This window comes from Pedobacter glucosidilyticus DSM 23534, from assembly GCF_000425145.1.
Lineage (GTDB): Bacteria > Bacteroidota > Bacteroidia > Sphingobacteriales > Sphingobacteriaceae > Pseudopedobacter > Pseudopedobacter glucosidilyticus.
Genome location: NZ_AULF01000017.1, coordinates 70,282 through 90,112, shown reverse-complemented (window position 1 = coordinate 90,112; position 19,831 = coordinate 70,282). Strand labels below are relative to the sequence as shown.

The window sequence follows — 19,831 nt, the reverse complement described above, 5'->3', positions numbered from 1 at the left end:
TTTTATTTACAAAGTGATTACATAGATATAATCTTAATTCTCCTAATAAAGCTCTGTAATGATATCTGCTCATTTTATATTAACTTCAGTTTTTTGCCAGCTTTATATAATTTGTTAGCAATATAAGGGTTGTAATTGCTAACAATAATAATAATTTCTTGAAAGGGGTCTAGTAGTTCGTTTTTATAAATATTATTTTTTAGCAAAGATTGAATACCTTTAAAGGCATGATGATTTTTCGAATTAAAAGCTTCCATTGAATCTTTTAATATTAAATATTTAATCACTTTTATTAATGAAGATTCATTTTTAAAAGAAATTAAACTAGTCAATTTTTTTAAAACTTCTAAAGAACTATTTGCTTTTTCAAAACTTGAAGAATTAGAAATTCTACTTACTGAATTATGAATTCTTATTCTACAACTATGATTACAAGTAATAAAGCTAAACTTATAATCCAAAATGTATAGCTGAAATAATAGTAAAAATTCTTGACCATGCTTTAAATCTTCATCCCATTTATGATTGGATATTATTTTTTTTTTGATCAAAAAATTAGATGTTATTGGGAAATTTTTTGTAAAAGTAGATGGTTTGTTAGACACGATAGCTCCCCCTCTAATTTTTAATAAATTAGTTAGCTGAAAAGTGTCAATAAAATAATACTCTTTGCCAAACACTAAGTCAGAGTTTGATTTTTCTAGATAATTAATTTGTTCCATTAATGTGTGTTCATAATACAAACTATCATCAGAATCTAGAAATTTTATGTATTGACCTTTTGAAAACTCTATCCCTGTATTTCTTGCAGCACATGCACCATTGCCTTTATTTTTTATTAATTTAATTTTATAGTTAAGATAAGGCTCAACAATTTCTAAAGTATTGTCTTGGCTATGATCATCAATGATTAGGCATTCCCAATTTTGATAAGACTGACAGATTATAGAATCTATTGTTTCTTTGATGAATTTTTCAGAGTTATAGACAGGTATTATAATAGAAATCATAAAATCAAAATTTGCTTTATTTAGAAAGGGGGTAAGCCTCTTAAACGATTAATCATAAACCTTATTCTTTTTGCATTTTTTAAGCTAATATAATAAGAAAGCTTTTGAACAAAACGATCACCTATTTCATGATTAGCTTTTTTATTATAGAGCTCTTTTTTACAAAGCTGTGCTATGTTTTCATCTCTTAGGAGCATTTTAAAATAGAGATAGTAAAAGAATTTATCTGAAGCTTCTCTGCCTTTAATACCATATTTTTCGGTAACTATATTTTTATATGTTAATGCAGAAATATACCAGGAATATAAATGAGCTTGATTTCCAGATTTTGATAAACTAGGCAAATTATGATTTCTATAAAAGCTTAAAACTTTTGGTATAATAACTACTTGGTCAGTTTTAGAAATTATACGATAAAAGAAATCTCCATCATCATTTCTTGTTAAACTTTCATTCCAACCACTAGTTTCACTTATAAGAGTTCTATGAACTAGCCAAGTAATAGGAGGCATCTCAGTTCTAGAAAGTAACCATTCTTCTTCAGAATAGCTTAATTTGTTTAAACATGGATTAATAGGACCAATTTTATAGTCTATTGAATTAGAAAATCGCTGCCAATAGCATCCAATAAGTGCTCTGCTTGTAATTTCATTTTGTTTGATAAAATCAATTTGAGAAGCAATTTTTTCGGGAGAAATAACATCATCAGCATCTAAATATTGTATAAATTCTCCTTTAGATAATTGAAAACCATAATTTCTAGCTGCCGCAGCTCCTTTTCCTTTATTCCTTTTAAGAATTATATTTGAATGTAAGCTTTGATATTTATAAGCAATGCTCCAACTTTTGTCGGTTGAGTGGTCATCAATAAGGATAAGCTCAATTTTTTTGTATACTTGGTTAATTGCACACTCTAATGTATCCTGTAAAAAAGGCTCTGCATTATAGATAGGTATGATGATAGAAACTAAAGGAAAGTTATTTAACTCCATAAGTCTTTAATGATATATTTTAATTTTTGTTTCCAAGGTAAGCCAGAGTTTTTCAAGGATAAGAGTCTCTCAATTAATCTAATTTTACCGCTATTGTTTTTACAAAAACTTTTATAGAATTCATTTATTTCAATTTGTAAATTAGCCTTAGTGATATCTAAAGCACCTTTTCCATCTAAATAGCTTTTATAGATATTAGTTACACCAATTAACTCTGCCCACATAACATTTTCAATAGTATGAGTTTTCGCTTCTTGATGTTGTCTAAATAAAGAGAATAATTCATTTATACGAATTACTTTATAATTGTTCTTTATCAATTGAAGCCAAAATTCAAAATCCATACAAAATCGAAGTTGTTCGTAGAATTTTAAGTCGTGATGTGTCATTGTCCAAAACATACTAGCTTGCGGTGCTATCATTTTTTTTAATAATGCTGCTTTTAAATCTTTTGGGAAATTTGGAGAATCTAATTTTCCGTCAATATCATCAAAATTATCAGCCCAATAGCAGTTCCCTATAAATAGCAAGTCTCTGTTACTGTCTTCTTCTAGAAAAGAATTTGCTACCTCAAATAATGTTTTAGGATAATAACAATCATCACTGTTTAAATAGGCAAGTATTTCACCAGTAGCTTTACTGAAACCTTTATTTAAAGCATGGCTTTGCCCTCTATCGGTTTCACTTACCCAGTATGTGATTTTATCTTGATATTTTTTTAAAATATGAACAGTATTATCTGTACTTCCCCCGTCAATAATAATATATTCTAAATTGGGATAGCCTTGATTTAGAACTGACAGGATGGTTTCTTCAATATATTGTCCCTGATTAAAGCTTGGTGTAACTATTGAAATTTTGGGCCAATATGTTCTAGAAGTGTATAAGTCTTCATTAGATTCATATGTCCAAGGCCAACGATTTATTTCTAACATAAATATTAGTTGGTAGTTATATACTTACTAAAGATATTATCTAGTGATTTACAATAATGTTCTATTGTAAATTCTTTTTTAAAACTATTCCTCATCTTTATTTGTAATTCTTTAAGATATTTTCTATCAGAAGATATTTTTAATAAAATAAAATATAGTGCATTGAAGTCGTTAAATAGTAAACCTGTTACTTCGTTTTCTATTAATTCAGCATTTCCACTATGATTATAACCTATAGGGATTTTTCCATAGCTCATGGCTTCAACCGTTACTCTACCGAAACCTTCGTATATACTGCCATTTATTAAAATATCAAATAAAGCATAAATTTTTTTAGTTTCTTTAATATGACCAGTTAATATAATATTTTCTCCTAATCGTTGTGAGTTTATATATTGAAGGATGGTTTCGTAATACTCACCAGATCCTTCACCGATTAAATATAATTTACAATTTTTGAAGCTCTTATCTTTGCTCTCTAGTAGTAAATGAAAAGCTTTAATAATCTCTAATTGATTTTTATAAGGTACAATAACACCTACTACACCATAATTGAGGTCTGTTTTAAAGTTACTGAATTCAAACTTTTTTGTTAATTCATCTTCCTTCACTACTCCATTATAAACTGTTTCACTATTCTTATTTTTTAAGTTATAATGTTGCGCTATTGATTGTGATATGGCAATATTAAATGTATTTATACTTAAAAGTTTTTTTTGAAAATTGAACCCAAAATCTGGTGTAAGTTGGTAGTCAAGAGTTCCAAACTCTCGTAAGTGCCATATATGTGGTATTCTAAGCAGTTTAGAAATGAAAAATCCGTAGTAAAGAACAGAGCTATTACTGTATATCAGTCGAGGCTTTATATTTTTAATTAGTTTATATAGTTGAAAAATATATGTAATTTTTTTAATAGCACTTTTAAATCTTATGTAAAAATTATACTCAGAACTGTTGACATTAAGTGGGTACCAATGATATATATATTTAATATTAAGCTTTTCTAACTCAAGGCTCATTTCTCCTTTGTTAGGTAAAATAACCATAAAACTAGTTGAACTAATAGAGGTGTTTTTTAAAAAAGTTAATAATGACAGGTTAGCACCATATAATGATGTGTAATGAGCGAAGATAATTATTTCGTTTGAAGGCAAGTTTAGATTGAGCTATTAACTAATTTAGAAAAGCTTTTTTTCCTTTTGATTTTTTTAAATTTAAGGCTAGAGTTTTGTTATCTAATTTCGTTAAAAAAATAAGTTTCTGTAGAGATATTTTAAATGTTTTTCTTTTAAAAAATATGCTTTTTAAGCATATAAAAATCAGGTGTTTAGTCTCTTTAGTAATTGAAAAGGGTAGATTGGGATTTGATGTTTTTTCTATAATTGAACGTTTATAATTATTTATATCATTAAAGTACTCGTTATTATCTCTATATTCTCTGTCATGATTTATAAATACTGTAGGGATTATACCAACCTTTAGATTATGAAAATGAACTCTATGAACATAATTATTATCTTCTCCATAGTGGAAAAAAGAAGGGTTAAAGCCTCCAACTATTTCTAAGCATTCTCTTGTTACTAACCAAGCGGCTGCATTAGTAAATTTAATTGGATAGATGTCTTTTAAATTATTATGATTCAATATAAAATCAGAAAGAAGACCCGGGCAATCTTCGGAATTAATATGATGAGAAAAATTTTTATCTAGCGCAGTTCCTTTACCATTTAAGTGAATTGGACTTAAAATTCCAAAGGATTTATCTTTATAACTCGTAGATATTAAAACTTCAATAGTATCTGGATGTACCCAAGCATCTTGATTAAGTAGAAATACATAATCCATATTAGAATTAAGAGCATATAGTATCCCTAAATTATTGGCAGCTCCGAAACCTAAATTTTCTTTTTTCTCTAATAATTTTACCGAAGGGCATTTATCTTTTATTATATTTAGTGTATTGTCTTTTGATCCATTATCTATGACTATTATTTCAGTTTTTTTTGAAGATTTAATAAGGCTATTAATACATCTTTCAATCCATTGTTCTCCATTATAGGTAACTATTATTGTAGCTACTTTCATGTTATTTATTTTCAGCTTCTTGCAATGCTTCTAGTGTTGCTTCTAGATATTGTCTACCCCATTTTATACAGGGCTCTAAATGGTTTCCTTCAGCCCATTCATTCCAAGCATTAATAAAGATAAAGTTTTCATCTTTTGAAAATGGTTTAAACATATTTAATTTACCTTTTAGCCATTTTTTATAAATCTTAGGGGTTGAATTCTTGAAGATTAAAGCTTTGGTGCCCTTCCTAGCAGTATTGTCCCACATAGGTGAAACACAAGGATAAATCTTATAATCTTTAATAGGTGGATTATTTAAATCATAATCGATATATTGCTCTAAATCATGTATATTTAATTGAAATTTAGAATTTTTGTAATTCGAAGTCAATTTTTTAAATATTCGTGACAGTATATTAGGTTTTTTATATTTATTATCTTTATGTTTAATATAACTCTTAAAGTTAGCACTCATCGGCTGAAATTCTATAGCGGCATCGAATTTATTTAAAGAATTCTTACCATTAGAACCCGTCCAACGCTCAATTCTACACCAATAGATTTCTATATTTACTTTTTTTAATTCAGTATTCCAAAGTTTAATTGTATCATCTAAGTTGGGAATATCATCGCTTTTGTAAATGATAAACACAGGTTTATTATATACCTTAATATATCGTTTATCTTGAAAAAACGGAATTAAATAGTTAATATGTTGTATGAAATCAGCTTCTGAATAGTTTTGCTTAACTAAAACATCTTTTTCATTTCCATCCCAAGTTCTCGTCCAATTTTCATTTGCCCAACAAAACATAAACGGGAAATCTTCTTTAGGATTAGCTAGCATTCTTTCTATAGGTTCGTACATCATTGGTTTTCCATTAAACCAATAATGATAGTAACAAAAACCATATATGCCATATTGCTTCGCTAGTTCTATTTGTGTAACTCTAGCTTCTTCTAATCTTAAATCATAAAACCCTAAATCTGTAGGTAAATGAGGCTGGTAATGGCCCTCAAATAAAGGCCGAGCTTTGGTTACGTTAGTCCACTCAGTAAATCCTTTACCCCACCATTCATCATTTTCAGGAAAAGGATGGAATTGGGGAAGGTGAATCGCAATAGGTTTAATTTCTTTTAACATTTGCTGCCTTTTTCAAAATTTCAGTTACATTGTTCAGGTATCTTGCTGAGCTAAAATGCTCTCTTGCTTTTTGATAGCCGTTTCTAGTTATATTAATATAATTGTCTTTGGAATGAAAAAGCTCTAATAAATTTGTCAAAAGGGATTGGTCGGATTTTTCATAGAGATAACCATTAACTTGATGATTAATAATTTCTGGTAGACCCCCACTGTTGTTTCCAATTACTGGTTTACTATTCATCATTGCCTCTATTACAGATCTTCCGAACCCTTCATGGTCAGAGCAATTTAGAATCACGTCTAATTGGCTATAAATATTCTCATTCTCAACAAATCCATGAAATATAACTTTTGATTCAATCTTATAGTCTAGTATCAGTTGTTTTAAAGCCCTAAAATAATCATTATCTATAACGCCACCATAGAAATGTAAATTAGCATTGGGGTAGTTATCTAGAAATTTTACATAAGCTTGAAGTGCTATTAACTGACCTTTTCCAGGTGTAATTGCGCCCAAAAGACCAAGATTAATTTCTCCATCTTGCGGGTAGTTAATGGTCTTGGGTTCTAATATATTGATTCCATTGTGAATTACTGTTGCATCAATTTGTGTGTTTTTTAACCAATTTTGTTTCAATTTTTGAGAAACAAAGATACTTTTACTTTTTGCTATATATCGTTTAATAGCGTGTTTAGAAGGTAAGTAAGTAAAGCCATAATCAATATCTCCAAACTCTCTGATGTGCCATACATGCGGAATTTTAAGTTTATTAGCTATATAATAACCTGTACTAACAACAGAAGTATTAGTGTAAATAACATCTGGAGCAAAAATACTTGTTAAAATCTTAAGCTGTGGCAGTACATTATAGGTTTTCAATAAATATCCTAAACGTATACGAAACTTACTAATTTGGTTTTCATTTGCTTTGAATGAAACTACACATCTAGGAAAATATATAATTTTATATGGTATATTTTTAATGTTCAACAATTTCTCTATTGGACCACCATAAGGTAATAACACCAGAATCTTAAACCGATTGGTATTTACTAAATGTTCTATAATACTTAGTAAAGATTGAGAAGCTCCATACAGGCCAGCGTCATGTGCGAAAATCAATATTCTCAATATACTTTATTTAAATAATATAATTTGATTATTAAAATATTCGTTTAAAACTATCTAAAAACTAAAAAATATAAATCTATTAATTTTAAATTTACTCATCAATTGTTTTTTTTATTGCTTCTTCTAAGCAACTTAAATGTTTCTCGATACTGAAATTCTCTTTAATATGTATAGCAGCATTTTTACCATATAATCGACATAGTTCAGGGTTCTCTATTAGTTTTAGCATATTATTTGCCATCTTTTCTATATCCATCTCTTCACAAAGTAAACCTGTTTTTTTATGAATTACTACATCAGGAATTCCTGCATGATATGTAGAAATAACAGGCAATGCAGCAGCCTGAGCTTCTAGAATAGAAACAGGTGTACCCTCAGAATCTCCATTGTCAGCAACAATTGAATGCTGTACAAATGCTATAGATTCGGTAAATAATGCTTTTACTTCGTGAGGTTTTAAAACACCAAGAAAAGATACATTATCTTGAAGTCCCATTATCTTCACTAAATTCTTACAAGTATTTAAAAGTGGTCCATCACCTCCAAAAACTAATCTTGTATTTGGATGCTTATTTACAATTTTTTGGAAAGCCATAATCAACAAATAAGGAGCTTTTTTGTCTACAAACCTACCTATGGCAACAAATTGTTGTTTCTTAAGCCGCTTAGGAATTTCAAAAAAAGAGGAATGTGGTCCATATGTATTTAGAAGTAATTTATCTTCTGGACACCCTAACTCAATTAATGCAGATTTCATTTTTCTGGAAACAACTACAATTTTTTTTGCATAAGAGAAAACTTCTAGATATTTGTCTCGGTACGCGTTTAAAAGTTTGTATTCACTAGCGTCTGCTCCATGAAAATGAGTAATTAAAGGTATGTTTAAACTTTTAATAACATTCAAAGAATCTGCAGCAGTAACGCCAAACTCTGCAAGAACTAACTGTATTCTATTTTTAGCAAGCGAATGCTTCAACGCAAGTTCTGGGGTACTTAATGATTTATCAAACACATACTTTAATCTATTAATTAAATTAGTGATTCGATTTTTTACTAAATACCCTTCGCCCTCCAAATGGGAAGGAAGCGTACCCCCATAATAGAATTTGATATGGAAAGGTAACGTTTTGTGTGCCTTTATGAATGTTTCTGAATAAGCAGTATTATTTGTTGATAGAATTGCAACGTTAATAATGTTAGCCAATGAATTTTTTAATTTTATTTTATTCAAAATACTTAGTTATTAAATGTAAAAAGTATTTTATGTCTTCTAATAATGAGGTTAACTTCTTATTTTGAAATTTTTCAATTTGTTTCTTAGAAATCAAGTAATTGGTGCAATATTTATTGGATGTTACTTCATTTTTCATGATAGTAAGCTCTGTTAATTCATTTTGAGTAGTATTTTCTTTTATGATATTCAAAGGATGTATTCTGTATAATACTGTTTTAGAATCTAGATAATAAAAGTTATGGTTTTTGGCTAATTTTAACCAAAGAGCCCAGTCACAAAAATAAATTGTATTTTGATTAAAAAGGCCATTTTCAAATAAAACTGATTTTTTAACCAAAACAGTTGGCATCGAAATAAAATTCCACATGTAAAATAGAGATTGGAAATTGTATTTCTTCATAGTTATACCGTTTCTTAATATTTTATCTCGAATCTTTTTTTCCTTATATCTATTCCTATTCCAATGTTCCTTATTAACTATTAAATCGTCAGAGTTAATGATTGATATATCCGAATGTATTAGTGAAATGTCATCGTTATTATTAATGATTTCAATCTTTTTTGATAAACAATTAGGTAACATAATATCATCATCACTGAAAATATGGATATATTCTCCGCAGCAGTGCCTTAATGCAATATTGTGATTTTCTACTACACCAAGATTTTCTTGATTTCGAAAGTATTTAATCCTTTTATCGGTGAAATTTTTAACAGTTTCTTCGGTATTATCCGTTGAGGCATTATCTGTAATGAGAATTTCAAAATCCTCAAAAGATTGTGACAAAATACTTTCAATTGCTTTCTTTAAATAACCAGAACGATTATAAGTGGGTATTATAACACTTACTTTAGGCATAAATTAGATATTTTTTCCTCTCAAAATACAATCATCTGTCCAGTAATATTTCCATTCTGCAAACCGTCCGGCTATATATAAATCAGCTTCTTTAGGTGCTTTATAATTGGTCCAGTTTGTCATAGGTAATAAATCTTGTTCATTTCTTTGTAAACCATATTGGCTTAAGTAATCTAATATTTCGTTTAAAGCATCTTGTCTGTCGTGGTCAAAAATAACATTTGCCCATTTTACCCATTTAGTATGGTAATCAATTACGGTAGCTTTATTCTTAAGAATCCCCATTTCTATCAGTTCTGCCATAACTTTTTCTGCGATGGTATCAAAACTTTGGTTTATAGGTTTATATTTAGAGAAATAAACCTCTACTTGAATGCCCGTTTTACCTATAGGTGCATTCTCTGGCGAAAGTAATTCGGTGCAGTTAATTCTTGTACTCAATTTATCTTCATCATATACGTACATCCAATTATAAGATTTTAAAGTTTTATGATTAGCTGTAATATTAATCAGCAATAGCGAACTGCAAGATAGTTTCTCACTAGCTTCCTTAATTTCTATTGGTGCATCGCTTTTTTTGATTAAAAGAGGTAATGGGATTGTTGAAATTAGCTTTTTATAGTGATGTACGCTACCATCTTTAAAACTTAGCTTTTTATCTTTAAAACTGATGTTAGTTAATTCTTTATTCAGCTTCACATTTAAACCTGTTCTTAGTTTATTAGTGTATGCGAAATAGCCTCCTTTTTTAGGATAGCGTATTTTAGATATGTAATGTGTTTGATTGCTTAATGGACCTATTGCCCCATTTTTAACATCTTCAATATTCGGATAAAAAACTCTTTCACCCACCCAATCTGTACTAAGAAGTGCAGGCCTTACTGTCCAATATTTCTCGGTATAGGCTCTGGGGAATTCTTGATAAAATTTTTCGCCAAATGCAAGCTTTAGCCATTCTTCATAATTTTTAGGGATAGCATTATTCAGTTGATTTCTTGTTTTTAAAAAATCACTTAGGCATTCTGCTCTTAGTTTTTCAGGTAGGGCGAATAAATTAGATTGAGACGGATGAGGAATCCAATTTCCGTGATAATAGTTTGCAGTTTCTACTGGGTATTCCAAAAATTCTTGAGATACATTATCTGCCAATAATTCTCTTACATACTCATCTTTGGTAAAAGACACATGCGGACCTTCATCCCAGGTAAAGCCATTTATTTGCTCAGAATGAATATGTCCTCCCAGATAATTGTTTTTTTCGAAAACAATACAATCTTCATGACCTAAATGATAGGAAGCACTAATACCTGATAAACCTGCCCCTAGTATAGTGTACATTATTTTAATTTAGCTACAAAACTTTCAATTTTTGCTATCACATAATCATAGTGACTTTCATTTAGACCCGGCCAAACACCCAACCAAAAAGCATCATTCATTACCTTATCGGTGTTCTCTATACCACCTACTAAACGATGTTTTAAGTTTACATAAGCAGGTTGTTTTAATAAATTTCCAGCAAATAATAAACGGGTACCAATTTTATTGTTTTCTAGGTATTGCACCAATTCGTTTCTTTTGATAGGGCTTCCCTCTCGTATGGTAATCAAAAAACCAAACCAACTTGGATTACTATTTTCAGTAGATTCGGGCAATATAAAATGTTCTTCAAATGGCTTTAATTTTTTATACAGTAAAGCGTAATTCTCTCGTCTTTTAGCAACAAAAGTATCCGCCTTTTGTAATTGGCTCAAACCAATAGCTGCCTGAGTATCGGTTACTTTTAAATTGAAGCCAATGTGTGAATAGGTATATTTGTGGTCGTAACCATTAGGTAATTTTCCTAAGCATTGGTCAAAACGTTTGCCGCAGGTATTATCTTTTCCTGGTTCACACCAGCAATCTCTTCCCCAGTCTCTAAAACTTTCGGTAATTTTTTTGAGGGAAGTATTATTAATTAAAACCGCACCGCCTTCTCCCATGGTAATATGATGTGCTGGATAAAAAGATAAAGTAGCTAAATCTCCAAAAGTACCTGTTTTTTGTCCATTATAAGTAGCGCCCAAACTGTCACAGTCATCTTCAATTAACCATAAGTTATATTTTTTACACAAAGCAGTAACTTTAGCTAGATCAAACGGATTACCTAGCGTATGAGCCAACATAATGGCTTTGGTTTTAGGTCCAATAGCTTCTTCAATCAATTCTGATTTGATATTGTAGGTAGGAATAGCAATATCTATAAATACAGGTATACAGCCAAACTGAATCATTGGGTTTACTGTGGTTGGAAAACCCGCAGCAACGGTTATTACCTCATCACCTGGTTTTATAGCCCTTTCGCCTAGTTTAGGGCTAGTTAAGGCATAAAAAGCGGCTAAATTCGCAGATGAGCCAGAGTTAACTAATAAAGAAAAACGACTGCCAAAATATCTAGCCAATTCTCGCTCAAAATCTGCTGCATATCTTCCAGTAGTTAACCATCCATCTAAAACAGCATCTACACCAGCTAATAAATCTTGTTCATCGATTACTTTCCCTGTAACAGGGATATAATCAATACCTGGAGTAATAATTTTATTGATATTTAAGAATAAAGCGCTAATTAAACCTCCCTTTAGCTCTTCGTTTATATTTTTAAAATTCATAAATTCCAGTAATAGGATATGGTTTCTTTAAGTTTGGTTTTTAAATCACTAGCCTCAAACCCTAATTTTTTACCAGTTATAGAAGCATTAAAAAATTCTTCTGTTTCACCTTCTCTATAAGCTAGTACGCCCCATTTCCAAAATGAGGTTTGAAAGCTGGGTAGTTGAGGAGCTAAATATTCTGCAATTTCTTTAATTGAAATACTACTACCTGTACCTATATTTATACATTTTGGAAGAGTGTTCAAATCGGTTTTTTTTAATAAGTTATTGATGAAATTTGCCAAATCAATAATATGAAAATAGTCTCTTTTTTGTAAACCGTTGCTTAATTTCAATTCTCTTTTTTCTTTTTGAGCTAAAATTAATGCAGGAATTATTTTACTAATATCTTCAAAGCTTCCGAACATACTAAAAGGTCGTAAAATTAGATAATTGTTTGAAGTAAATTTATGAAGTAAATAGTTTGAAGCTAAAAATTTACTCATCCCATAATGAGTGAGAGGTGTATTTGTACTATTTTCATGTAATTTTTTCTGTGTTAAATCATACTCAAATGCTGTCCCAATATGGATGATAAAGATGTTAGGAGATTTGAGTCTTAAATATTCATAAAAAGCAATGGTATTAATATAGTTTGTATCAAAAACTTCTTTAATATCTTGTTCTTCTTTTACAACACCATAGCCTATACAATTAATAATGATGTCAGCATCTAGCTGAGTTATGTTAAGCCAAGTTTCTTTTTTTGATAGGTCAAAATAAATATTCCCAATGGGTTCTTGCTTTCTAGAACTCGTAACTACATCAAAATCTTTAATCAAGTTAAGCGCAATATTTTTTCCTACAAAACCATTTCCGCCTAATACCAATATTTTTTTTTTAAAATCAGGCATCTTCAAATGATTTAATATCTCTAATTAATGTAGAAACTATGTCTTCCTGTTGATTTGTACTGTTTTTGAACCAGTCTAAAGTTAGTTTAATGGCTTTTTTAGCGCTAATTTTAGGGTGCCAATCTAACTCCTTTTTTGCTTTGGAAATATTTAACTGCAATAATAGAGCTTCGTGATATCCGTTATTTTCAATTGCAAAATTAGCTTTGCCTTTTCCCCATATATCAATGGCGAAGTTTACCAATTCTTTTACCGTTAAGTTGTCGCTAGGTTCAGGTCCAAAATTAAATGTATCAGCAAATTGAATCGGATCTTCTACTTGTTTAGCCGCTAAAGTTAGATAACCGCTTAAGGGGTCTAATACATGTTGCCATGGCCTTACTGCATTTGGGTTTCTCACCTCAATCTCTTGCTCAGCCTGTAATGCCCTTACAATATCCGGAATAATTCGGTCTCTAGCCCAATCGCCACCGCCAATTACATTTCCTGCTCTGGCTACAGAAATTGATTTTTGATGGGCAGCATAATTTAAAGGGTTAAAAAAAGATTTTCGATAAGAGTCTATCACCAATTCTACCGCAGCTTTACTGGCACTGTAAGGGTCATAGCCGCCTAAGCGATCAGTCTCTTGATAAGCGTAGTTCTTTTCTTGATTATGATAAACTTTATCTGTAGTTACCATTACTGCAATGCAGGGTTTTTCTAAAAAACGCAAAGCATCCAATACATTCGCAGTACCGTTAATATTAATAGAGAAAGTTTCTAAAGGTACTTTGTAAGAAAGTCTTACTAAAGGTTGTGCAGCTAAATGAAAGATAAAATCGGGTTGAAAATCTAGAATAGATTTTTTTAATGTTTCGGCATCTCTAATATCTGCTATCTCAGACAGGCACAATTCATCGCCTTTAATAGTAGGATATAAGTCGAAATCATTCTCAGGGGCTAGAGCATAACCTTTAACTTTTGAACCTAGCAAATGAAGCCAGCAAATTAACCAGCTTCCTTTAAACCCAGTATGCCCGGTTACAAATACTTTTTTATTTTGATAGATACTTTTGAAATCGTTTTTCATCAATAAAAATTTACCAAATTTTCCAAGGCGCATGGTTACTTTGCCATTCTTGCTCTAACTCTTGTTTATCTCTTAGGGTATCCATAGGTTTCCAATAGCCATGATGTTTAAAAGCATTCATCTCTCCTTTGGCTGCTATCTGCTCCATAGGTTCTTTTTCCCAAACGGTTAAATCAGTCGCTATTAAATCAAAAATTGCTGACTCACAAACGAAAAAGCCACCGTTTATCCATGCTCCATCACCTTTGGGTTTCTCTAAAAATGAAGTGACGGTATCTTCATTATTTAAATTGAGAGCACCAAACCTTCCTGATGGTTGTACCGCAGTTACTGTAACCATTTTTTTGTTTTCTTCATGATGCGCTACCAATTCTTTGATATTAACATTCCCAACACCATCCCCATAGGTCAATAAGAAACGTTCGTTTCCAATGTATTTTTGAATGCGTTTAATTCTGCCTCCTGTCATGCTGTTTTTTCCTGTATCTACCAAGGTAATTTTCCAGGGTTCTGCTTCACTTTGATGAGTTTCTAAACTGTTCTTTCTTAAATCAATGGTAACATCAGACTGGTGAAGAAAATAGTTTGCAAAGTATTCTTTGATAATATAGCCCTTATAGCCTAGGCAAATGATAAAATCATTAAAGCCATAAGAAGAATAAATTTTCATGATATGCCAAAGTATTGGTTTTTCACCTATATCTACCATGGGTTTGGGACGTAGCGATGTCTCTTCACTAAGTCTTGTTCCTAAACCCCCAGCTAAAATTACAACTTTCATTTTGTTTTAGTTTTGAATAATTTCAATATTCTGGAAATTGATGTGGCCCCATGCGTTATTCCAAATAGGAATCATTTGTTTACTCTCTATATCACTATAAGCTATTTCAAAAAAAATAGTCTTGCGAATAATATCAAAGTCTTTAAATCCTTCGATTTGATTTCCTTTTCCAATAGAAAAATCGAAATAATATTTGCCTTTAGCGAGTTGATGGTCTTTAAATAGAATCTTTAACTTTCGAACTTCATTTGCTTTAACCTTAATGTTTTGCTCACCAAAATGAACACCACATGGGGTATCGTTAATATTATTAACACCAACAGCTATTCTACAACCATCAATATCTTTTATTGATTTAATTTTAATTTCTAATATGATGTCTTCATTGGTTGCAAGGACATTATTTAATGATTTATTTAGTATTTCTACTGATAGAAAATCTATATTTCTTTCAAGTGAAGCAAAAAATCTTCTATAACTATCGTCAATGAGAATATGCTTTCTATTGTAGTCACCATTCTCTATATCAAGTTTTGTGTAATCCTCAATGCAATTTTCAATATTACCTGAGTAACGCACTATACCATTTTGTAAGATTATTCCACTTGAACAAAGATTTCTTATAGATGCCATATTATGGCTCACAAACAATACCGTTCTTCCTTCTCCTTTATTAACTTCTCCCATTTTCCCTAAACACTTTTTCTGAAACTCAGCATCGCCAACCGCCAGTACTTCATCTACAATTAAAATTTCAGATTGTAGGTGGGCTGCTACTGCAAAAGCGAGCCTCACATACATACCAGAAGAATAACGCTTTACTGGAGTATCAATATAGCGCTCAACACCAGCAAAGTCTACAATTTCATCAAACTGACTTTGTATTTCATGCTTGCGCATTCCTAAGATGGCGCCATTAAGGAAAATATTTTCCCTGCCAGAAAGTTCAGGATGAAAACCTGTACCTACCTCCAATAAGGAAGCAATACGGCCTTTTACTTTTACAGAGCCAGTGGTTGGTCCTGTTACCCGGCTTAAGATCTTTAATAGGGTACTTTTACCCGCACCATTACGACCGATGATACCAACGGCATCTCCCTGCTCAATCTCAAAATTGATATCCTTTAAGCTCCAAACATAGTCGCTATTGCCTTTGGTACTGCGGTCATTGGTTTCCCCAATTTTAAGGTAAGGATTCTCTTTACCTCTTACGGTATGCCACCATTTATTAAGATCATGAGCAATAGAACCTGTACCAATTTTACCTAGGCGGTATTGTTTAGATAGGTTCTCTACTTTTATGGCTACTCCCATTTAAAAAAAAATTAAGCTGAATTTAAGAAAATTGTTCGGGCTAAATATGATATGATGAATCTATCTCTTAAGAGCAATCAGTATATTAAGAAAAATAATTAGTTCTTATTTCCAAATCAGCAAGAATATTCATTGTAGTTATAGCTATAATTTGAGGTAAAAATACAGTAAGTTTTAGATATAACTAAAACTTTAATGCGTATTTGTAAGAACTTTCTCTTTAAATAAAAAATCAATCTTCAAAAATATAATCACTCACTAATGAACTAATACTAATGAACCAATAGCTAATCCCTCCACCAAAAATCAATCAATCAAAAATAACCAAAGGGTCACGACTCCCACTTCGACTCCGCTCAGTGTGACAATTCTTAATCATGACATTTTAGCACTCACTATCGACCATCAACCATTACCCACCGACCATTGTCCATTGACTCCCTAACCACCTAACAAACTAACCACCTAACAAACTAACCACCTAACAAACTAACAAACTAACCCCTAACCACCTAACAAACTAACCAACTAATCCCTAACCACCTACACCGTATCCATAAAGCTTTTCTCCACCCTGTTAAAGATGATATAGCCTATACCAACAGAAAGAAGCATGAAAATAATACTGTATAGAATATGTAGAGGATCTACGTAACCTTTGGAAAAAAGAACATATTTAAAACTCTCTACCACGGCAGAAAGCGGATTGATATCTACCAGCCAACGAAAACTTTTACCTTGTAAATAGGAGAGGGGATAAATCACTGGGGTAGCATACATGAGTAGTTGTACTGCGAAAGAAAGCAAAACAGCAAAATCCCGATATTTTGTAGTGACCGAAGAAATGATGATGCCTAAACCTAAACCGATACCCGCCATCAATAAAACAATAAAGGGTATGAACAATAAATTTGCACTCAACTGTATAGGATACCCATTAAAGTGGTAATAAACCATGACAACTATCAATAAGGCAAATTGGATAGCAAATTTCACCATATTAGAAATCACGACAGATAAAGGCATAACAATTCTGGGGAAGTAAACTTTACCAAAGATAGAAGCATTGGCGGTAAAGGTACCGGAAGTACCAGTTAAACAAGCTGCAAAATAATTCCAAATTGTCAATCCAGCCATGTAAAAAGCAGCAGGAGCAATACCATCTGTAGGAATACGAGCGATTTTACCAAAAACAAGTAAAAACATCATGGTCGTTAAAGCAGGCTGAATCACATGCCATAACGGGCCCAAGATGGTTTGCTTAAACTGCGCCACAAAGTCACGTTTTACAAACAGCCACATCAGGTCGCGGTAATGCCAAACCTCTTTGAGCTGTAAATCAAAAAGTTTGTTTTTCGGTTGTATTTCTAAATCCCACTCTTCTTGGGCTTGTACCTTCATGTTTTTTTCTGTTGTTTTATCTAATATGATCCATCAACCATTTCCTATCGACCATTGTCCATCGATTATTAACCATCAACTATTGTCCATCGACCATTGTCCATCGACTATCATCCCAATCACTCAATCAAAACTCACTCCATCAAAAATATCTCCATCCACTAATAAACCAATGACTAATTAACTAACTCCTAATGAACCAATGACTAATAAACTAATCCCCAATCCCTAAATCAAAAATCAATCAATCAAAAAATATCCCCATCCACTAATAAACTAATCCCCAATCCCTAAATCAAAAATCAATCAATCAAAAAATATCTCCATCCACTAATAAACCAATGACTAATAAACTAACTCCTAATGAACCAATGACTAATCACTAATGAACCAATGACTAATGAACTAATTTACTAATCAATCAAAAATAATCGAAAGACTTCGACTCCCACTTCGACTCCGCTCAGTGTGACAATTCTTAAAAACGAAATTTTAGCACTCACTATAGACCATCAACCATTGGCCATTAACCATCGACCATGGACCATCAACTATTAACCATTGTCCATCGACCATTGTCCATTGTCCATCGACTATTAACCATTGACCATTGCCCAACTTCATAAACTAAACGATGTTCTTTATTGATTCTTCTTGACCATGCACCCGATAACTGGTGTTTTAAAGGCTCTGGTTTTCCTATTCCTGAAAATGGATTTTTTTGAATTGCAAACAAAAGCTCTTGAATTTTTCTTTGGATAGACTTATGACCTGATTTTTTCCAATATCTTAAGTCTTCTAGAGCTCTAGGACTAAAGATTATTTCCACAAATCTTCAGGATTAATTTTAACACCCTTCCCATTTTTAATGTCATCTCTTCCTGCTAATATCTTTTGTACAAATTCTGGGTTATAAGGTGATTCCTCCGACTTTTTCTCAAAGCTGATTTTAAGAGCCTTCATAAAAGCTTTTATAGCTGCAAGCTGCTCTTTATTCTCAGGATGTACAATTAAAGTTTCCATATATCACAATTTTCTCTTACAAATTTACAGAAATATTTTTATTCACTACTCACCATTGACCATTGTCCATCGACCATTGCCCATCAACCATTGTCCATCAACCATTGTCCATTGACGATAGACCATTGACTATTAACTATCGACTCCCTACTCATGGACTAACTCCTAACCAACTAAGCCCTAACAAACTAATGAACTCATCCCCAATCCCTAAATCAAAACTCATTCAATCAAAAAATATCGCCATCCACTAATAAACCAATGACTAATGAACTAACTCCTAATGAACCAATGACTAATAAACTAATCCCCAATCCCTAAATCAAAATTCACTCCATCAAAAATAATCGAAAGACTTCGACTCCCACTTCGACTCCGCTCAGTGTGACAATTCTTAAAAAGACTATTTACTACCAACGCACAAGTTTCGAGGCTCTCAACTTGACCCTGATGTTGTAATTTTCCCTGCATTTTTAACTATTTATTTCTCCCTAGTTTTTCAGGATTTTGTCTGCAGTCAAAAATATCACTAATCTCAATTCGATTTTTAACGGAGTTTATCCAATAAATAATTTTATAATTTTTATAGAGTAGATATCTGAAATCTTGTGGGCGGTCTGTTAAAAGTTCTTCTTCCTGACCAAGAAGCGGATGTTTTTTAAGCTTTACCGTTTCCTGTACAATGTTGGTAGTTAACGTCTCCGCAAACTCTTGGTTTGCATTTTCTTTATAATATTCGAAAATCTTTTTAAGTTCTTTTTTAGCAAAATTAGTCCAGTAAACTTCTTTTACCATTTCTGTATTTCAGAAATTAAATTTTCTGCCTTAATGACGCTATCATTTTCAGAATCTGTCATTGATGTGTTAATCCTCTTATTCAATTTTGTTAAGGACATTGGAGCAGCTTTTTTTTCTCCTTTTAAAAGGTTTTCCAAACTGGAAATCAATTCTTCATTTTGAAGAGATAGAAACTCTTTTACAAATTCAATTTTTCTAGTTTGCAAATCCATAATGAAAATTTTGAGATCAATATTGCTATAACAAATATAATGAATTGTTTGTATACGTTAATATTTGATTTTACTGTACCAGTTTGTTGGTTTTCCTGCCTGAGGATTTTTTGCGATTATTAATGTACGCTTTTTGATGAGCTTAATTAACCTTATCTGATATATTAGAGAAAGCCTTGAATTCTAGTTCGCTAATGATGATGGAAATGTAAACTTCGGTACTTTTAGAAGTAATATGATGAAGTGCTTCATTGTTTTGTAAAAGTGCGATAATTGCATTTGTAGCTAACACTATTTTTAACTCCTAACCAAC

At 31.4% G+C, this 19,831-nt stretch carries 21 protein-coding genes; all 21 read right to left on the bottom strand.

Going from position 1 to position 19,831, the window contains the following annotated elements:
* Positions 1 to 74: 74 nt before the first annotated feature.
* The 21 genes from H510_RS19540 to H510_RS20110 all read right to left on the bottom strand — a co-directional run bounded on the left by H510_RS19540 (position 75) and on the right by H510_RS20110 (position 19,810).
* On the bottom strand, positions 75 to 1,010 hold the full coding sequence (locus H510_RS19540) for a glycosyltransferase family 2 protein (RefSeq protein ID WP_051291104.1): 936 nt from the start codon (positions 1,008 to 1,010) through the stop codon (positions 75 to 77).
* A gap of 20 nt (positions 1,011 to 1,030) precedes the next feature.
* Entirely contained in the window at positions 1,031 to 2,002 is a 972-nt protein-coding gene (locus tag H510_RS0107485) for a glycosyltransferase family 2 protein (RefSeq protein ID WP_026903757.1), read from the bottom strand.
* Entirely contained in the window at positions 1,993 to 2,937 is a 945-nt protein-coding gene (locus tag H510_RS18440; RefSeq protein WP_051291103.1) for a glycosyltransferase family 2 protein, read from the bottom strand. The genes H510_RS0107485 and H510_RS18440 overlap by 10 nt, the downstream gene beginning before the upstream one ends.
* A 5-nt stretch (positions 2,938 to 2,942) precedes the next feature.
* Positions 2,943 to 4,091, bottom strand: coding sequence for a glycosyltransferase family 4 protein (locus H510_RS0107475; protein WP_155977887.1), 1,149 nt, complete (start codon positions 4,089 to 4,091; stop codon positions 2,943 to 2,945).
* Between the two features lie 19 nt (positions 4,092 to 4,110).
* Positions 4,111 to 5,022: a glycosyltransferase family 2 protein gene (locus tag H510_RS0107470; protein WP_036692234.1), complete on the bottom strand. Its 912-nt coding sequence runs from the start codon at positions 5,020 to 5,022 to the stop codon at positions 4,111 to 4,113.
* 1 nt (position 5,023) lies between these two features.
* A complete protein-coding gene (locus H510_RS0107465) occupies positions 5,024 to 6,148 on the bottom strand; it encodes a glycosyltransferase WbsX family protein (RefSeq protein WP_026903754.1) in 1,125 nt (374 codons plus the stop codon).
* Positions 6,132 to 7,280 carry a glycosyltransferase family 4 protein gene (locus H510_RS0107460; RefSeq protein WP_162143067.1) on the bottom strand — a complete coding sequence of 383 codons (1,149 nt, stop codon included), beginning with the start codon at positions 7,278 to 7,280 and terminating at the stop codon, positions 6,132 to 6,134. Before H510_RS0107460 ends, H510_RS0107465 begins: the two co-directional genes overlap by 17 nt.
* A 91-nt stretch (positions 7,281 to 7,371) precedes the next feature.
* On the bottom strand, positions 7,372 to 8,511 hold the full coding sequence (locus tag H510_RS18435) for a glycosyltransferase (protein WP_051291102.1): 1,140 nt from the start codon (positions 8,509 to 8,511) through the stop codon (positions 7,372 to 7,374).
* Positions 8,504 to 9,373, bottom strand: coding sequence for a glycosyltransferase family 2 protein (locus H510_RS19535; RefSeq protein ID WP_051291101.1), 870 nt, complete (start codon positions 9,371 to 9,373; stop codon positions 8,504 to 8,506). Before H510_RS19535 ends, H510_RS18435 begins: the two co-directional genes overlap by 8 nt.
* Positions 9,374 to 9,376: 3 nt before the next feature.
* Entirely contained in the window at positions 9,377 to 10,711 is a 1,335-nt protein-coding gene (locus H510_RS0107445) for a protoporphyrinogen/coproporphyrinogen oxidase (protein WP_026903752.1), read from the bottom strand.
* Entirely contained in the window at positions 10,711 to 12,021 is a 1,311-nt protein-coding gene (gene rfbH / locus H510_RS0107440) for a lipopolysaccharide biosynthesis protein RfbH (RefSeq protein WP_026903751.1), read from the bottom strand. The genes H510_RS0107445 and rfbH overlap by 1 nt, the downstream gene beginning before the upstream one ends.
* Positions 12,018 to 12,917: an NAD-dependent epimerase/dehydratase family protein gene (locus tag H510_RS0107435; RefSeq protein WP_026903750.1), complete on the bottom strand. Its 900-nt coding sequence runs from the start codon at positions 12,915 to 12,917 to the stop codon at positions 12,018 to 12,020. The genes rfbH and H510_RS0107435 overlap by 4 nt, the downstream gene beginning before the upstream one ends.
* Positions 12,910 to 13,989 carry a CDP-glucose 4,6-dehydratase gene (rfbG, locus tag H510_RS18425; protein ID WP_036692230.1) on the bottom strand — a complete coding sequence of 360 codons (1,080 nt, stop codon included), beginning with the start codon at positions 13,987 to 13,989 and terminating at the stop codon, positions 12,910 to 12,912. Before rfbG ends, H510_RS0107435 begins: the two co-directional genes overlap by 8 nt.
* 10 nt (positions 13,990 to 13,999) lie before the next feature.
* On the bottom strand, positions 14,000 to 14,770 hold the full coding sequence (gene rfbF, locus H510_RS0107425; RefSeq protein WP_026903749.1) for a glucose-1-phosphate cytidylyltransferase: 771 nt from the start codon (positions 14,768 to 14,770) through the stop codon (positions 14,000 to 14,002).
* Between the two features lie 6 nt (positions 14,771 to 14,776).
* Positions 14,777 to 16,084, bottom strand: a complete 1,308-nt coding sequence (locus tag H510_RS0107420) for an ABC transporter ATP-binding protein (protein WP_026903748.1) — start codon at positions 16,082 to 16,084, stop codon at positions 14,777 to 14,779.
* A gap of 543 nt (positions 16,085 to 16,627) precedes the next feature.
* Positions 16,628 to 17,485 carry an ABC transporter permease gene (locus tag H510_RS0107415; RefSeq protein ID WP_026903747.1) on the bottom strand — a complete coding sequence of 286 codons (858 nt, stop codon included), beginning with the start codon at positions 17,483 to 17,485 and terminating at the stop codon, positions 16,628 to 16,630.
* A 547-nt stretch (positions 17,486 to 18,032) separates the two neighbouring features.
* Positions 18,033 to 18,314, bottom strand: coding sequence for a Txe/YoeB family addiction module toxin (locus H510_RS0107410; RefSeq protein WP_026903746.1), 282 nt, complete (start codon positions 18,312 to 18,314; stop codon positions 18,033 to 18,035).
* On the bottom strand, positions 18,305 to 18,508 hold the full coding sequence (locus H510_RS0107405) for a DUF2683 family protein (protein ID WP_026903745.1): 204 nt from the start codon (positions 18,506 to 18,508) through the stop codon (positions 18,305 to 18,307). Before H510_RS0107405 ends, H510_RS0107410 begins: the two co-directional genes overlap by 10 nt.
* A 477-nt stretch (positions 18,509 to 18,985) precedes the next feature.
* Positions 18,986 to 19,303, bottom strand: a complete 318-nt coding sequence (locus H510_RS0107400) for a type II toxin-antitoxin system RelE/ParE family toxin (RefSeq protein WP_026903744.1) — start codon at positions 19,301 to 19,303, stop codon at positions 18,986 to 18,988.
* Entirely contained in the window at positions 19,297 to 19,518 is a 222-nt protein-coding gene (locus tag H510_RS0107395; RefSeq protein WP_026903743.1) for a hypothetical protein, read from the bottom strand. Before H510_RS0107395 ends, H510_RS0107400 begins: the two co-directional genes overlap by 7 nt.
* Before the next feature lie 142 nt (positions 19,519 to 19,660).
* Entirely contained in the window at positions 19,661 to 19,810 is a 150-nt protein-coding gene (locus H510_RS20110; RefSeq protein ID WP_155977885.1) for a PIN domain-containing protein, read from the bottom strand.
* Positions 19,811 to 19,831 lie beyond the last annotated feature (21 nt).

Excerpts from the sequence above, each read along its gene's own strand:
- H510_RS19540 (WP_051291104.1), bottom strand. The coding sequence starts at position 1,010 with ATGATTTCTATTATAATACCTGTCTATAACTCTGAAAAATTCATCAAA.
- H510_RS0107485 (WP_026903757.1), bottom strand. The coding sequence starts at position 2,002 with ATGGAGTTAAATAACTTTCCTTTAGTTTCTATCATCATACCTATCTAT.
- H510_RS18440 (WP_051291103.1), bottom strand. The coding sequence starts at position 2,937 with ATGTTAGAAATAAATCGTTGGCCTTGGACATATGAATCTAATGAAGAC.
- H510_RS0107470 (WP_036692234.1), bottom strand. The coding sequence starts at position 5,022 with ATGAAAGTAGCTACAATAATAGTTACCTATAATGGAGAACAATGGATT.
- H510_RS0107465 (WP_026903754.1), bottom strand. The coding sequence starts at position 6,148 with ATGTTAAAAGAAATTAAACCTATTGCGATTCACCTTCCCCAATTCCAT.
- H510_RS19535 (WP_051291101.1), bottom strand. The coding sequence starts at position 9,373 with ATGCCTAAAGTAAGTGTTATAATACCCACTTATAATCGTTCTGGTTAT.
- H510_RS0107445 (WP_026903752.1), bottom strand. The coding sequence starts at position 10,711 with ATGTACACTATACTAGGGGCAGGTTTATCAGGTATTAGTGCTTCCTAT.
- rfbH (WP_026903751.1), bottom strand. The coding sequence starts at position 12,021 with ATGAATTTTAAAAATATAAACGAAGAGCTAAAGGGAGGTTTAATTAGC.
- H510_RS0107435 (WP_026903750.1), bottom strand. The coding sequence starts at position 12,917 with ATGCCTGATTTTAAAAAAAAAATATTGGTATTAGGCGGAAATGGTTTT.
- rfbG (WP_036692230.1), bottom strand. The coding sequence starts at position 13,989 with ATGAAAAACGATTTCAAAAGTATCTATCAAAATAAAAAAGTATTTGTA.
- rfbF (WP_026903749.1), bottom strand. The coding sequence starts at position 14,770 with ATGAAAGTTGTAATTTTAGCTGGGGGTTTAGGAACAAGACTTAGTGAA.
- H510_RS0107420 (WP_026903748.1), bottom strand. The coding sequence starts at position 16,084 with ATGGGAGTAGCCATAAAAGTAGAGAACCTATCTAAACAATACCGCCTA.
- H510_RS0107415 (WP_026903747.1), bottom strand. The coding sequence starts at position 17,485 with ATGAAGGTACAAGCCCAAGAAGAGTGGGATTTAGAAATACAACCGAAA.
- H510_RS0107405 (WP_026903745.1), bottom strand. The coding sequence starts at position 18,508 with ATGGAAACTTTAATTGTACATCCTGAGAATAAAGAGCAGCTTGCAGCT.
- H510_RS0107400 (WP_026903744.1), bottom strand. The coding sequence starts at position 19,303 with ATGGTAAAAGAAGTTTACTGGACTAATTTTGCTAAAAAAGAACTTAAA.
- H510_RS0107395 (WP_026903743.1), bottom strand. The coding sequence starts at position 19,518 with ATGGATTTGCAAACTAGAAAAATTGAATTTGTAAAAGAGTTTCTATCT.